The 14,648-nt window shown below is 44.4% G+C and carries 12 protein-coding genes; 10 read left to right on the top strand and 2 right to left on the bottom strand.

What is annotated here, in order from left to right; all coding sequences use genetic code 11:
• Window positions 1-9: 9 nt before the first annotated feature.
• From fdh3B to BKH46_RS07590, 4 genes are read left to right on the top strand one after another with little or no spacing between them, the layout of a single operon-like run.
• Window positions 10-651, top strand: coding sequence for a formate dehydrogenase FDH3 subunit beta (gene fdh3B, locus BKH46_RS07605; protein ID WP_095226241.1), 642 nt, complete (start codon window positions 10-12; stop codon window positions 649-651).
• 8 nt (window positions 652-659) lie between these two features.
• Window positions 660-1,658, top strand: coding sequence for a formate dehydrogenase subunit gamma (locus BKH46_RS07600; protein WP_095226240.1), 999 nt, complete (start codon window positions 660-662; stop codon window positions 1,656-1,658).
• Complete coding sequence (fdhD, locus tag BKH46_RS07595; RefSeq protein WP_095226239.1) at window positions 1,648-2,505, top strand: formate dehydrogenase accessory sulfurtransferase FdhD; 858 nt, start codon at window positions 1,648-1,650, stop codon at window positions 2,503-2,505. The genes BKH46_RS07600 and fdhD overlap by 11 nt, the downstream gene beginning before the upstream one ends.
• Before the next feature lie 24 nt (window positions 2,506-2,529).
• Complete coding sequence (locus BKH46_RS07590; RefSeq protein WP_172402596.1) at window positions 2,530-4,230, top strand: 4Fe-4S binding protein; 1,701 nt, start codon at window positions 2,530-2,532, stop codon at window positions 4,228-4,230.
• Window positions 4,231-4,282: 52 nt separating this feature from the next.
• Here the strand turns inward: BKH46_RS07590 and BKH46_RS07585 are convergent, their stop codons facing one another.
• On the bottom strand, window positions 4,283-5,209 hold the full coding sequence (locus BKH46_RS07585) for a hypothetical protein (RefSeq protein WP_095226237.1): 927 nt from the start codon (window positions 5,207-5,209) through the stop codon (window positions 4,283-4,285).
• 143 nt (window positions 5,210-5,352) lie between these two features.
• Between BKH46_RS07585 and BKH46_RS07580 the strand changes: the two genes are divergently transcribed.
• The 5 genes from BKH46_RS07580 to miaA all read left to right on the top strand — a co-directional run bounded on the left by BKH46_RS07580 (window position 5,353) and on the right by miaA (window position 11,863).
• Window positions 5,353-7,263, top strand: a complete 1,911-nt coding sequence (locus BKH46_RS07580) for a propionyl-CoA synthetase (RefSeq protein WP_095226236.1) — start codon at window positions 5,353-5,355, stop codon at window positions 7,261-7,263.
• Window positions 7,260-8,126 carry a methylisocitrate lyase gene (gene prpB, locus BKH46_RS07575; protein ID WP_095226235.1) on the top strand — a complete coding sequence of 289 codons (867 nt, stop codon included), beginning with the start codon at window positions 7,260-7,262 and terminating at the stop codon, window positions 8,124-8,126. Before BKH46_RS07580 ends, prpB begins: the two co-directional genes overlap by 4 nt.
• 9 nt (window positions 8,127-8,135) lie before the next feature.
• Window positions 8,136-9,263 carry a 2-methylcitrate synthase gene (prpC, locus tag BKH46_RS07570; protein WP_095226234.1) on the top strand — a complete coding sequence of 376 codons (1,128 nt, stop codon included), beginning with the start codon at window positions 8,136-8,138 and terminating at the stop codon, window positions 9,261-9,263.
• A gap of 14 nt (window positions 9,264-9,277) precedes the next feature.
• Window positions 9,278-10,735, top strand: a complete 1,458-nt coding sequence (gene prpD / locus BKH46_RS07565) for a 2-methylcitrate dehydratase (protein WP_095226233.1) — start codon at window positions 9,278-9,280, stop codon at window positions 10,733-10,735.
• A 228-nt stretch (window positions 10,736-10,963) separates the two neighbouring features.
• A complete protein-coding gene (gene miaA / locus BKH46_RS07560; protein WP_095226232.1) occupies window positions 10,964-11,863 on the top strand; it encodes a tRNA (adenosine(37)-N6)-dimethylallyltransferase MiaA in 900 nt (299 codons plus the stop codon).
• A gap of 21 nt (window positions 11,864-11,884) precedes the next feature.
• On the opposite strand, the gene BKH46_RS07555 is transcribed toward miaA, so the two are convergent.
• On the bottom strand, window positions 11,885-12,859 hold the full coding sequence (locus BKH46_RS07555) for an SLAC1 anion channel family protein (protein WP_095226231.1): 975 nt from the start codon (window positions 12,857-12,859) through the stop codon (window positions 11,885-11,887).
• Window positions 12,860-13,007: 148 nt separating this feature from the next.
• Between BKH46_RS07555 and purH the strand changes: the two genes are divergently transcribed.
• Window positions 13,008-14,543 carry a bifunctional phosphoribosylaminoimidazolecarboxamide formyltransferase/IMP cyclohydrolase gene (gene purH / locus BKH46_RS07550; protein ID WP_095226230.1) on the top strand — a complete coding sequence of 512 codons (1,536 nt, stop codon included), beginning with the start codon at window positions 13,008-13,010 and terminating at the stop codon, window positions 14,541-14,543.
• Window positions 14,544-14,648 lie beyond the last annotated feature (105 nt).

Genomic DNA, 14,648 nt, shown 5'->3' with positions numbered 1-14,648 from the left:
GGAGTTATTATGAGCAACACCAATACCACGGGAGGATTCCAAATCCAAGACCACTCCCGCATTAAATTTTATTGCGATGACAATCGCTGTATCGACTGCCACGGCTGCGATGTAGCGTGCAAAGAAGCCCATCACCTCCCTGTAGGCGTATCCCGCCGTAGAGTTGTCACACTCAATGAAGGCATTGTCGGTCAAGAAAAATCTATCTCGATTGCTTGCATGCATTGCGCAGACGCTCCTTGTGCGAAAGTCTGCCCTGTCGATTGCTTTTATATCCGCGCTGATGGAATTGTCTTACACAACAAAGAAACTTGTATCGGCTGTGGATATTGCTTGTATGCCTGCCCTTTTGGTGCGCCCCAATTCCCCACAAATGATGTCTTTGGCTCTCGGGGCTCGATGGATAAATGCACCTTTTGTGCAGGAGGCCCTGCCCCCACACATAGTCAAAAAGAGTTTGATCTCTATGGACAAAATAGAATTGCTGAGGGGAAAGTGCCTGCTTGTGCAGCGATGTGCTCAACTAAAGCACTCTTAGCAGGAAGCTCCAAAGAAGTCAGTGCCATTATCAGGACTCGAGCACTCAATCGTGGAAACCCCACGCCTCAAACTCCCTACACCTGGAGCAAGGCTTATGGGGACACATTATAGGAGCACTCATGGAAGTCTTAAAATTTATCACACACAAAGCGAGCTGGCTGTTTTTGGGTCTTTTACTCAGTGCTTACACGCTCCAAGCCCACACACAAGAGCCCATAGACTTTAGCTACAATCAGCACATCTATGGCACGCCCCAGATTGAAGCGATTAAAAATTGGGGGCTTGATTCCCCTACTGCAGGGGTGGTTGGTGGCTCTGTGATTCAGATGGATGGCGTAGGCGTGGGGATTGCTAACCACGGAGAAAAAATCACAGGTATCCGAGGGCTCAAAGGTTTAGGCGAGGCTTTCACTATCTTGCAAAATAAGTTTTTTGCACCCATATTTTTGGGCGTGATTGTGCTAGTTGTCCTTGCGTTTTTTGGACACCATAAGCTTGTCGGACAAAGAAAATTCAACCACGATAAAAAAATCAAAGTCTTCTCTTCTTATAATATTATCGTGCATTGGGGAGCAGCCCTGCCTTTTCTTGTCATTGTCCTCACGGGTCTGATGATGGTATTTGGCGATAAGCTCGGAGGGGGGCTGCCTATTAGGATTGCAAAAAATATCCACTTTTTTGCTACTTTTGTATTCATAGTCTTTGGGATAGCGATGTTTTTCATGTGGGTGAAGCCCTCATTATTCAAGCTCTATGATTTGGAGTGGTTTAAGATCATGGGCGGGTATCTCTCCAAAGAAAATGTGCCCGTGCCTGCGGGGAAATTCAATGCTGGACAAAAAATATGGTTTTGGATTGCAACAATCGGCGGGCTTGTGATGGCTGGGAGTGGCTTAATCATGCACTTTTTGTGGGGAGATATTAACTTTTTAAGACTCAATGCGATTGTGCATAATACCTTAGGATTTGTGGTGATTGCAATGCTGATTACGCATATTTATATGGCTGTATTTGCGATTGAGGGGGCTTTGGAGTCGATACTTGATGGCAATATGGGCGAAGAAGAATTAGCAATCATGCACGGGTATTACTACAGAGAGCTTAGCTGTGGGCGATAAGCAACCCTTCACACAGACTATTCCTTATGTGCTCGTAGAAAAAGCAAGTAATCAAGGGGTCTATCAAGAAGATACTATCATCGCAGAAGAGCGCATTGCCTTATATCTCAATGGGAGCAAAATCATTGCAACAATGAGTATCCCTAAAGACCAAGACGCCCACGCCATAGGATTTTTACTCAGTGAGGGGGTGATAGAATCGATTGATGATGTCAAAAATATCTCCATTGCCCCTGATGGTCTGAGCGTGTATGTTGATGCAAAAATCAATCCCGAACATCTCCAAAATCTCTACCACGAAAAGACTCTGACTTCAGGGTGCTGCGTGGGTGTGACAGGGAATTTTGAGGGAAAAATCATTGAAAAATTTATCGCAACACAAATGCAAATCCCCATTGGCTGGGTCTGGGAGCTTTTAGAGAGCTTTGAAGTGGGGAATTTATTGTTCCATACAACAGGTTGTGTGCATCAAGCTGTTCTCCATTTTCTTGATGGCACAAGTATCCACGCACAAGATATCGGGCGACACAATGCAATCGACAAGGTCATGGGTAAAGCAAGACTTGCAAGAAAAGACACCACGCAAGCAGTTTTGTTTGTGAGTGGGCGGCTTTCGATGGAGATGGTAATCAAAGCAGCAATGCACGATATTGCGATTTTGATTTCACGAGCTGCAGTCACACAACTAGGGATCAAAACAGCTCAAATGCTAGGTATCACGCTCATTGGCTTTGCTAGAAATGATAAATGCAATATCTACACCCACCCATCTCGGATACTCCTAGACCAAACCCATACCCAAAAAGCAGCCCATACCACTGATTCTTGCTACCTCACTAGCAGATAAGACCCTATCAACAAAGGCACTATGATGGATTTTTATGACTTTTCACTCATCACACAAGACAATGCACTCACCTCCCTCAAAGACCTGACACAAGATTGGCTGACTATCTTGCCAAATCCTGATACTTACGCACTCATATCCAACCACCCCCAAAACTGCGATGTCTATGCCCCAGAAATCGATTGGTATCTCAGCAATGCCTCCAAATCCCATCACACACAAGCAACCATCGCACAAAATCTCAAGCGCCTATATTTTGCACGCCTAAATCAATACGAACACAGCACTCAAAAAGATTTTAGCACTCCTGTTGCCCCAAGCTTGCTAATTATCGGGGATAATCAAGAGGCAAAGGCGTTTTTGGAGTTTGTGCGGGGTTGGGAAAATATGCGCTATGAAGTGGGCTTGCTGCACCCTGAAGATATTGTTTCTATCCACGGGCATATGGGGGCGTTTGAAGCCCAAGTCCGCACCAATGCTGAAATACTCAAAGTGTCCTTTGCCCAAGGGGTGATTTTTTATGAAGATACATATTTGGAGTCATTTGCAGGGATAGAAAATGCGGGGAATTTTGAAGATGAATATGCGCTGATGGGCGTGCTTGATGGGCGCGTGGGGACTTATCATTATCAGAGCTTTATCACTTATGATAGCCAAAACTGCCAATACCACCATCGCAGAGCCAATAAAAAAGGTGAGGGCTACTGCCATAAATGTGCTAATGTCTGCCCCACACTGGGCGTGAGTAAAAATAATCATTTGATGGAGTTGGTCTTTTCAGATATTGATTGTATCGGCTGTGGGGCGTGCGTGAGTGTATGCCCTAGTGGCTCGATGGAAGATAGCTCTTTGAGTATGCAAGCCCTCAATGCAACACTCGCCCATTACAAAAACACACCGATCCTCCTCATCGCCCTGCCCTTTTTGCAAGATTTAAAAGATTTCCCTATACCAGACCATATAGCCCCTCTTATCATCAGCACAAGCAATCTCCTCTCAGAAGCCCATATCCTAGCCTTGCTCCAAGAGAGCGGGCATTCTTGTGTGTATTATGCTAAAAATCTCATACCCCCTGTGCTTGAAGCAAGCAAGCTCATCAATGATATTTATCACAATATCTATCAAAAAACAGGCTTTTATATCGCCCAAACACCCCAAGAACTCACAGACTCTATGCAACGCCTAGAGCCCATTGCCTCCTATAGCTATCCTTTAGGGGCAAATGAATACAAAAGAAAGCATTTCTCTGAACGCCTGCGTTTTGCTATCAAAGACCATCACTACGGGCAAGTCCCCAGTGGCCAGAGCAAAGAGCTTGTCCGCTATGGGCAAATAGCTATTAATAGTGCTGCTTGCACTTTATGCATGAGCTGCGTGGGTGCGTGCAATGTGGGGAGCTTGAAAGCTGTGGCAAGTGATCTTTCCTTGCGTTTTGATGCTTCTGCTTGCACGACTTGTGGGTATTGTGTCGATTCTTGCCCTGAAAATGCTATCAGCCTAGAGCTCTCAGGTATCACACTAGCTCCAAGCTGGTTTGAAGATAAAATCATGGCTTCTGATACATTGTTTGCTTGCATTGAATGTGGGAAAAAATTTGCCACACAAAAATCTATCCAAAAAGTCAAATCAATGATGACCCCACTCTTTGGCTCTGACACAGCCAAAATCAAAGCCTTAGAGTGCTGCGCAGATTGCAAGGTCAAGATTATGTTTGCTACCTCCTAAAGAGAGCTTAAATCAGCAAACTAGAGGTCAGATAAAAGCTAAGGGCAAATGGCTAGTTGATGGTGATATTATTTGCAAATAGCTCACCATATGAGGTCTTGGCCATGACTTGTTGGTGGAAGTCTTGGAGTGGGGTGCCTTGTTTGATACACTCAGTTAAAAGCTGTAAAATCTTGGGCGAATCTGTTCTTAAAATATGCCTTGGAGTTTGGGACATTGAAGTAAAATAGCGGTGCAGTCTGTTGATGAGCGTTTCATTAGAAATCTCTACAATCAAAGAATCAATCGGCATTTTAAAAAATAGATTTTTTTGCTTGGGATTGATAGAAATATACGCTGTATCCATACCATAGAGTTTGGTTGTATGGGAGTCAAAGAGATACAAACCTTTATTGTAGTTGTCATTAAAAGTATCATAAACAAGCTGGAGTATCGCGATTTTTTGCTCTTTGGTATAAGGATTGCCAATAGGACAAAAGGCAAATCTCAAAACTGATTCCAATGAATACCACTCATTGGATACAAACTCATAGCTCAAAATGCGTGCGCTTCTTTGGGCTCTGAGCTCTTGGGCTAGGGGCGAAGTCGAGCGCTTATAAGGAGAATTCACTATCTTATCCCGATAAGCAGGGCCGGGGAATCTAGGGTGGATCACAAATCGCTCTTCTTGTTCTTTGTCTAAAATATAGACCAATCCCCCCTCATAGCCCTCATCAATAATACGCACTTGCTCTTGAGGGATCGCATCCAGCAAGAGTTCAAACTCCCCATCAGAACAATCCCAAATCTTATATGGATACCGAAAAAATGCACATATTGTATGTTTGACTTGTGCTGATGGCTCTTTGGTCGTTGTCTTATCGATCCAAGCAGTCAGTGTGCGTCGGTCTTTTTTGATGATAGAAGCAAACTTTGAAATACTCATACCATAGCGATTATAGATCGCAATCAATCGCCTGATTCCACTTTTTGTATCCATAATTTTGCCCGCCTACTTGTGTATAGTTTCTATACAATTTAACTACTTTTGTATAAAAATTGCATTAACCCCCTGCAAAATCGTCCAAAAATAATCCCACCATTGGCAGTAAAATATTATGCATATCCCTAAAGGAGGCAAAAATGTCTGAGTATCAAAGTATTTATGAAGAATCGATACAAGACCCCGAATCTTTTTGGGCCAAAGCAGCCAGAAGGGTGCATTGGTATCACCAATATGATAAAGTGCTTGATGTAGTCAATAACCACTACAGATGGTTTGTCGGGGGCTGTATGAATAGCTGTTATAATGCCATTGACTTGCATATAGAAAATGGCAGAGGGGATCAACTAGCCCTTATCTATGACTCCCCTGTCACAGACACCAAAAAGACCTTTACCTACAAAGAACTGCGTAAAAGAATCGCTAAAACTGCAGGTATTTTGGTGAATAAAGGCGTGGTAAAAGGCGATAGAGTCATCATCTATATGCCTATGATTCCTGAAGCCTTGATTGCAATGCTAGCTTGTGCGCGCATTGGGGCAATCCACTCTGTTGTGTTCGGTGGGTTTGCTGCCCATGAGCTAGCTGCAAGGATAGAAGATGCTAAGCCCCGTGTGATTATCAGTGCTTCTTGTGGCATTGAAGTCAGTCGCGTGATCAAATACAAGCCCATCTTAGATGAAGCGATCAAAAAATCCACACACAAGCCCACGACCTGCCTCATCTGGCAAAGACCCCAAGAGCGAGCGAATATGCTCCCTTGGCGGGATATTGACTGGGAAATAGAAGAAGAAAAAACTGAGCCTGTAGAGTGCGTGCCCTTGGATGCTACTGACCCGCTTTATATCCTCTATACCTCTGGGACTACAGGCAAGCCAAAAGGCGTTGTCCGCAGCAATGGAGGGCATTCTGTTGCGTTGAAATGGTCGATGGATAATATCTATAATGCCAAACCTGGTGATGTGTTTTGGGCTGCAAGTGATGTAGGCTGGGTCGTGGGGCATAGCTATATTGTGTATGCGCCTTTGATGAACGGCTGCACGACGATTATCTATGAGGGAAAACCTGTCAAAACACCTAATCCGGGGGCATTTTGGCGTGTGTGCGCTGAGCATAGGGTCAATATACTTTTTTCTGCGCCCACAGCTTTTAGAGCCATCAAAAAAGAAGATCCCAAGGCTGAGTGGGTCAAAAAATACGATCTACAAGCACTCAAGGCGATTTTTGTCGCAGGTGAGCGCTGTGATAGCGATACGCTCAAATGGATCCAAAAAATCACAGGCAAAATTGTCATCGACCATTGGTGGCAGACAGAAACAGGCTGGGCAATCGCTGCTAACCCCATTGGATTAGAGGCAATGCCTATCAAACCGGGCTCTCCGACCAAACCCATGCCAGGTTTCAATCTCAAGGTCTTAGATGAAGAGGGCAAGGAGTGCAAAAGAGGTAAGTTAGGTAATCTTGTAATCAAACTCCCTTTGCCCCCTGCTTGCTTGATGAGTATCTGGGGCGATGAAGCAAGATACAAACGCGCTTATCTCAACCACTACCCAGGCTACTATCTCACAGGCGATAGCGGCTATATCGATAAAGATGGCTATGTCTTTGTGATGGGGCGCATGGATGGGGTGATCAATGTCGCTGGGCACAGGCTCTCAACAGGTGGTATGGAAGAGGCTATCTCTAAACACCCTGATGTCGCTGAATGCGCTGTTATTGGGGTCAATGACGCACTCAAGGGCGAGATACCCATGGCGTTTGTTGTTCTCAAAGATGGGATCATCAGAGATAAAGAAGCCATCAGTGATGGGATCAAGCAAATTGTGCGTGAAGAAATCGGGGCGATCGCTGGCCTCCATCTTGTCGCTGTTGTCAATAGCTTACCCAAAACTAGGAGTGGCAAGATATTGCGCTCTACAATGCGCTCTATTGCTGATGGGACAGATTGGAATATGCCAAGCACCATTGAAGATCCGAGTGTGCTTGATACGATCATAGACGCACTCAAAGCCTTAGGCTACCCACTACAATCAAAGGAGAAAAAATCATGAGTGCAGGAAAAAAATTCAGAAATGCTATCAAAGAAAATCAGCCTTTACAGATTCTAGGCGTTATCAACGCTTATAGTGCGATACAAGCACAAAAAGCAGGGGCAAAAGCCCTTTATATCAGTGGCGCAGGCGTGGCAAATGCGAGTATTGGCGTGCCTGATTTGGGTATCACAAACTTAGAAGATGTCTGTATCGATGTAAGGCGCATTACTGCAGCGACCTCTCTGCCTGTGCTAGTCGATGCTGATACGGGCTTTGGTGGCGCGTTTAATATCTCAAGGACTATCAAAGAGCTCACAAGAGCAGGTGCAGCAGGCTGCCATATTGAAGATCAAGTGTCGCAAAAAAGATGTGGCCATCGACCCAATAAAGAGCTCGTGAGCCAAGAAGAGATGTGCGATCGGATCAAGGCTGCCTTAGATGGCAAGATTGACCCTGAATTTGTGCTGATGGCACGGACAGACGCACACGCTATCGAGGGACAAGAAGCTGCTATCAAAAGGGCTTTGAGCTATGTAGAAGCAGGGGCTGATATGATTTTTGCTGAAGCTATCCATACACTCGCTGAATACAAGCAGTTTTGCGATGCTATCTCTGTGCCGATTTTGGCAAATATCACCGAATTTGGCAAAACACCTTATTTCAACACTGAGGAGCTAAAAGATACCGGAATTGCGATGGTCTTATATCCATTATCGGGATTTAGGGCGATGAATCAGGCTGCTTTGAGTGTGTTTGCAGATATTTTAAAAAATGGCACGCAAAAAAATAGCCTTGGGCTTATGCAAACCCGTGATGAGCTCTATGCAATGCTTGATTACCATAGCTTTGAGCAAAAGCTTGATACATTATTCCATCAATAAGGGGACACAATGGAAAACACACAAAAGAAAAAAGTCGGTGGGCTTGCAGGAATTGTCGCTGGCAAGTCGGCTATATGCACGGTTGGCACAGGGCATGGGCTCAATTATCGGGGCTATGATATCCAAGATTTAGCGATGGAAGCTGAGTTTGAAGAGGTCGCTTATCTCTTGCTTTTTGGCACATTGCCTAAAAAGAGTGAATTAGAGATATTCAAGCACAAACTCCAAGCAGCGCGCCATCTAGAGCCATCTCTCCAAGAAGTCCTTAAGCTAATTCCCAAGGATTCCCACCCAATGGATATGATGAAAACAGCTTGCGCAATGCTAGGTTGCTTGGAAAAAGAAAAGCCTGATTTTAGCAATCAAAAAGACATTGCCATCAGACTCTTAGGGGTATTTCCCTCTATCTTGACCTTTTGGCACCATTACCACCACAACAACATTTCCATAGACACACAAAGTCAAGAAGAGAGTATCGCGGGCTATTTTTTAGAAAAACTCCATCAAAAGCCTCCCAAAAAGCTCTGGACACAAGCCATGCAAGCAAGCTTGATTTTGTATGCTGAACACGAATTCAATGCCTCGACTTTTACAGCCAGGATTGTCACCTCAACACTCTCTGATATTTACTCAAGTATCACAGCTGCGATTGGAGCTTTGAGAGGGCCTTTGCACGGAGGGGCAAATGAAGCTGCTATGGAGCTTATCTCAGAGTTTAGCTCTCCAGAAGAAGCCACAAAAGGGATCTTATCCAAACTAGAGTCAAAGGCTAAAATCATGGGCTTTGGACATCGCGTGTATGTCAATAATGATCCTAGAAATGTTATCATCAAGCAATGGAGCAAGCGCTTAGCGCAAGATGTAGGCAATACGACTATTTTCCCCATCTCTGAGGCCATTGAAAAGGTCATGTGGGAAGAAAAAAAGCTCTTCCCTAATTTGGATTTTTATAGCGCTTCTGCTTATCATTTTATGGGAATCCCGACTGCATATTTCACGCCCATTTTTATCATGAGCCGCACAAGTGGCTGGTTGGCGCATATTTTTGAGCAAAGAAGTGATAACAAGCTCATACGCCCCACCTCAGAATACATCGGACCTAGCAATAGGGCTTATATCCACATCAACAACAGATAACACAAGGAGAATTCATGAGTCACAACGATATGGGCGTCCTTGAAAACAAACGCCCCGAATTTGACAGCCTGCTTTCAGAAATCGCCCACTATGCGCTTGAATATCAAATCAACTCGCAAGAAGCCTATGACACAGCTTTATACTGCTTGATGGATACAATAGGTTGCGGGCTTTTAGCCTTGAAATTCCCTCAATGCACAAAACTTCTAGGTCCTGTGGTCGAGGGAGCAGAGTTCAGACCTCTAGGGACTAAAATCTTTGGGACTAGCTATCAGCTCGATCCTGAAAGAGGGGCTTTTAATATCGGTGCTATGGTGCGTTGGCTTGATTTTAATGACACTTGGCTAGCAAGCGAATGGGGGCACCCCTCTGATAATTTGGGTGCGATCTGGGCAGTGTGTGATTATATCAGCCGCAAAAATATCTCTCAAAACAAACCTCCCCTTCAAGTCAAAGACGCCCTCACAGCAATGATTAAAGCCCACGAAATCCAAGGCGTGCTGGCTTTGAATAACTGCTTCAATAAAGTGGGTCTCGACCATGTTTTGTTGGTGCGCGTGGCTTCAAGTGCGATTGCGTGCGCTTTATTGGGTGGAAATTTTGAAGAAATCCGTAATGCGCTCTCTCAGAGCTTTATTGATGGAGGGGCATTGCGGACATATCGCCACGCACCCAACACAGGCTCAAGGAAATCGTGGGCTGCTGGAGATGCGAGTGCTAGAGGTGTGAATCTTGCGCTCAAATCGATTCAAGGTGAAATGGGCTATCCAAGTGCTTTGAGTGCGAAGTTTTGGGGCTTTGAAGATGTCAATATGCGGGGGACAAAACTCACTATCCCCCAAGCCTTTGGTAGCTATGTGATGGAAAATGTCCTTTTTAAAATCAGTTTCCCTGCTGAATTCCACGCACAAACTGCTGTAGAAGCTGCCTTGCTCCTCCATCAAGAAGCCAAAGACAGATTAGAAGATATCCAAAAAATCATCATCACCACCCAAGAATCTGCCCATCGTATCATCAACAAAACAGGCCCTCTCAATAACCCCGCTGACAGAGATCATTGTATCCAATATATGGTCGCTGTTCCGTTGATTTATGGGTGCTTGAGGGCTGAGCACTATGAAGATGATATTGCCAAAGACCCCCGAATTGACGCACTCAGAGATAAAATGGTCGTAACTATCGATGAGCGATACACAAAAGAATACCTAGAACCCGATAAGCGCTCCATAGCAAATGCTGTGCAGATTTTCTATAAAGATGGCACACAGAGTCAAAAAATTGCTGTAGAATATCCCATCGGCCACCGCAGGCGCAGAAAAGAGGGGATTCCCTTGCTGATTGAAAAATTCCAATCCAACCTATCAAGCAGGCTCAGTCCTAAAAAATGCGAACAAATCAAAAAACTCTGTGCCAATACAGATGTGCTACTCAAAACACCTTTCAATGAATTCAGTGATCTCTTTGCACTCTAAGGGTTTGAGCTTTTTGCCTTTTGAGGTCTTTTGAGGGAAAATTTAAGCCCCCTTAAAAGCACCTCTAAACTTGATACAAGCAATGCAAATACTCAAAAATACCTCCCCTCCCATATCAAAAAAAGAGAAAGGCAGGGCATAGCGATAAAAAGGGTGTGATAAAAAAGAGGGCTTTTATGCTAAACTAAGCACAAAAAATCCCAAATAATGCGTGGTGGAACAACAACAATGGATCCCAAAAAAGAAATCCGACTCATTGCAATCTTGGGCGCTACTGCAAGTGGCAAGAGTGCTTTAGCCCTAGAGATAGCAGAGCTTTTAGACGCTGCGATCTTTTCTTTGGATTCTTTGAGTATCTATCGTGGTATCGACATTGCTTCAGCCAAGCCCAAAATCAGCGATCGAGTGCGTATCAAACACTATGGCATTGATATGCTTGATGTCCCTGAGCTAAGCAATGCTGCTGTATTCAAACATCTGCTCCAGCAAGCCATCAAGGACACAGATAAAAAAACCTTGCTGATAGTTGGCGGCAGTAGCTTTTATCTCAAATCGATCATTGAGGGCTTGAGCGTTATGCCTCTTTTAAGCCCAGAAGAAAAACAAGCCCTCCAAAAGCATATCCAAGCCCAAAAAGCCCCTTATGAACTGCTCTCTTGCATTGACCCTTTGTATGCAAGCACCATTAAGCCCACAGATACCTATCGCACGCACAAGGGGCTAGAAATTTATTTCAGCACAAACACGCCCCCTAGCTTGTATTTCAAGCAACACCCAAAAATACCCTTTGAGTATGCTATTGAGCTTTTTGGCCTCAAAGTCCCTAAAGAAGAGCTCCAAGCCAATATCAAAGCCCGCACACAACAAATGATAAAAGATGGTATCATCGAAGAAATCGCTGCTTTGATCCAAAAATATCCCAAAGACTCCCAGCCTTTTAAAGCCATCGGCCCTAAAGAGTGTATCGCTTATCTTGAAAGACCTAGCAGCATAGATGAGCTCCAGACCCAAATCTCTCTGCATACCACCCAGCTAGCCAAACGCCAAACCACATTTAACAAAACACAATTCCAACAAATCCACACCCAAAGCAAAGAAGAGATTCTCTCAACGCTCACACGCACCTAAATCCCGCTATAAACCTTGCTTCTAGCTCAGATTTTCTAACTCCCCATCAAAAACGCCTTTGAGCGTGCGCAGCAAAAGCCACAATAGCACCAAACTTGTCCCTGCGAGTAAAAACAAAGCAAAAATATGGAAATAAATATTATCAAGCCCTTGAGCGACCTTGAGCGCAGCAACAAGCAATGCGCTCAAAGGAAAGCTCACAGCCCACCAAGTCACGCGAAAAGGGCAGCAGCGCGTGAGCTGAAAATATTGAGGCAAAAGGGTTAAAAAGACAAACACACCCAAAAAGAACAATCCCAAAGCAAACAAATCAATATGCACCACCACGACCAAATATGCCGAAAATCCCACAGCAAAGGGCGCAATCAAAATCATCAAAGAGGGCTTGAGCTTATCGGGCAGCTTTTCTACGAGCATGATTTTATACAAAATCAAAGTCATGATGGGTATGGCAAAAAACAAGCCAATCGCCACAGACAAGATATTGAGATAGCCAATCCCATCAGAAGAGTCAAAAAGATGTGCAGCCAAGGGAATATCCAAAGTCCCTACCACAGGGATAATCCAAGCAGGCGTGATATGCGCCATCTCTTGTTTACTCCCAAACCAAAAGCTCACCATATGCCACGCAAAAACCAACATCGCCACAACCCCAATCCCCCAAAGCACAAAGGCCAGATGGGGCGTGTAGTGATAGATCCCAATAGGCAGCAGCAAAAGTGAGATGATAAAAGTCCCAAAAAAGCCCTTCAAAAGGGGATTAGTAAATTCTGCACGCACTGCATCAAAACGCGTGATACATTTGAGCCCATATGCAATCAATAGCAGCACAAACACCACCACAGCAATCAAAGTGATGATTTGTGAGATGACAAACGGGAGGTCATAGATTTCCCACGCCAACTCCCAAGCAATCCCTAGCCCACACAACCCCATCACACTCCCAAACAAACTCACTGGCAAATAACCAAACAAGCCATTTTTTCCCATAGCCATCACGCACTCCTTTTAGGGGATTTAAGATTTTTATCAGGATTATTTGGAGCAAACGCCAAACGATTACCTCATAAAGTCTTGATGATTTTATCGTGCTTTTGCTATACTTTAGCCATTATCAAAACAAATCTATACACAAAGGAAGATAATGTATGCACTGCTATCAGTGAGCGACAAAGAGGGGATAGTCCCCTTTGCAAAAGGTCTGCAAGACTTGGGCTATAAAATATTAAGCACGGGAGGGACTCTAAAAATACTCAAGCAACAAGGCATTAACGCACTTGATGTGAGTGCTTATACAGGCAGTCCTGAGCTTTTTGATGGGCGTGTCAAGACTCTCCACCCAAAAATCCACGGAGGTATTTTATACCGCAGAGATCACGCCCTTGATAGCCAGCAAGCCAAAGACCAAGGTATTAAGCCAATCAGCCTAGTGTGCGTAAATCTCTATCCCTTCAAAGCCACCACACAAGCCACGCAAGATTTCAATACCATCATTGAAAATATTGATATTGGTGGCCCTAGCTTGATCCGTGCGAGCGCTAAAAACTTCCAACATGTCCTTATCATCACAGACAAAAACGACTACACCCCCACACTCCAAAGACTCCAAGACCAAACAGACACGCTTGATTTCAGACAAGCCATGATGATCAAAGCCTTTGAGCACACAGCGCAATATGACTGCTATATCGCTAATTATATGAACGAGCGCTTTTGTGATGGATTTGGCGAGCAGCTATTCCTCACAGCCAAGCGCACCACGCAAACCCGATATGGCGAAAACCCCCATCAAAAAGGGGCTTTGTATGCCTTTAATGATTTTTATCAAAATAAGCTCAAGATTCTCAAAGGGCAAGCAAGCTTCAATAATTTCACAGATATCAATGCGGCCTTAAAAATCACTACAAGCTTTCAAGACGCCCCTGCTGTATGTATCATCAAGCACGGCAATCCTTGTGGCTTTGCTATCAAAGATAATATTTTTGATAGCTATATCCACGCACTCAAATGCGATCCCGTGAGCGCTTATGGAGGTGTGGCCGCCTTTAATGCACCCATTGATGTGTCCCTAGCCCAAGAAATCCAAAAGACCTATTTAGAGGTGCTGATTGCGCCCTTTTTCACGCCACAAGCCCTAGAGATTTTTGAGCGCAAAAAAAGAATCAAGCTCTTCACTTGCGGGGAAAAAGACCGACTTGTATTCCCCAAAGACACGATGGATTTTAAACATATCGAGGGAGGTGTGCTCTATCAAGAAGCCGATACAATCACCCCTGATGAGCTCACACAAGCCAAACTCATGAGCACCATAGCTGCTAGCAAATCTGAGCTTGCAGACCTAGAGATTGCCTATAAAATCGCAGCTTTAACTAAATCTAATTGCGTAGTCTATGTCAAAGATTCTGTGCTCATTGCTATTGGTATGGGTATGACAAGCCGAGTCGATGCGGCCAGAAGTGCCTTGCAAAAAGCTAGCGATATGGGGCTTTCTACCACGGGGGCTGTGCTAGCTTCTGAGGCGTTTTTCCCTTTTCGTGATAGTATCGATATGGCCGCACAAGCAGGCATTAAGGCCATCATAGAGCCCGGAGGAAGTATCCGCGATGATGAAGTTATCACAAGTGCTAATGAACACCACATTGCCTTGTATTTTACAGGCGTGCGGCATTTTTTGCACTGAAAAATAGACCAAAATCAATCAAAAGTCAATCATTGATTGATTGTTTAATATTGTTGCATAACCTAAAAAGTCGCAATTAAGGTTATAATTCAAATCCAAAAATTC

This window comes from Helicobacter sp. 12S02634-8 (assembly GCF_002272865.1).
GTDB lineage: Bacteria > Campylobacterota > Campylobacteria > Campylobacterales > Helicobacteraceae > Helicobacter_J.
This window is presented reverse-complemented; position numbering and strand designations above follow the sequence as displayed.

Bases quoted from the DNA above. Each gene is read 5' to 3' on its own strand.
- fdh3B (WP_095226241.1), top strand. From the start codon at position 10: ATGAGCAACACCAATACCACGGGAGGATTCCAAATCCAAGACCACTCC.
- BKH46_RS07600 (WP_095226240.1), top strand. From the start codon at position 660: ATGGAAGTCTTAAAATTTATCACACACAAAGCGAGCTGGCTGTTTTTG.
- BKH46_RS07590 (WP_172402596.1), top strand. From the start codon at position 2,530: ATGGATTTTTATGACTTTTCACTCATCACACAAGACAATGCACTCACC.
- BKH46_RS07585 (WP_095226237.1), bottom strand. From the start codon at position 5,209: ATGGATACAAAAAGTGGAATCAGGCGATTGATTGCGATCTATAATCGC.
- BKH46_RS07580 (WP_095226236.1), top strand. From the start codon at position 5,353: ATGTCTGAGTATCAAAGTATTTATGAAGAATCGATACAAGACCCCGAA.
- prpB (WP_095226235.1), top strand. From the start codon at position 7,260: ATGAGTGCAGGAAAAAAATTCAGAAATGCTATCAAAGAAAATCAGCCT.
- prpC (WP_095226234.1), top strand. From the start codon at position 8,136: ATGGAAAACACACAAAAGAAAAAAGTCGGTGGGCTTGCAGGAATTGTC.
- prpD (WP_095226233.1), top strand. From the start codon at position 9,278: ATGAGTCACAACGATATGGGCGTCCTTGAAAACAAACGCCCCGAATTT.
- miaA (WP_095226232.1), top strand. From the start codon at position 10,964: ATGGATCCCAAAAAAGAAATCCGACTCATTGCAATCTTGGGCGCTACT.
- BKH46_RS07555 (WP_095226231.1), bottom strand. From the start codon at position 12,859: ATGGCTATGGGAAAAAATGGCTTGTTTGGTTATTTGCCAGTGAGTTTG.
- purH (WP_095226230.1), top strand. From the start codon at position 13,008: ATGTATGCACTGCTATCAGTGAGCGACAAAGAGGGGATAGTCCCCTTT.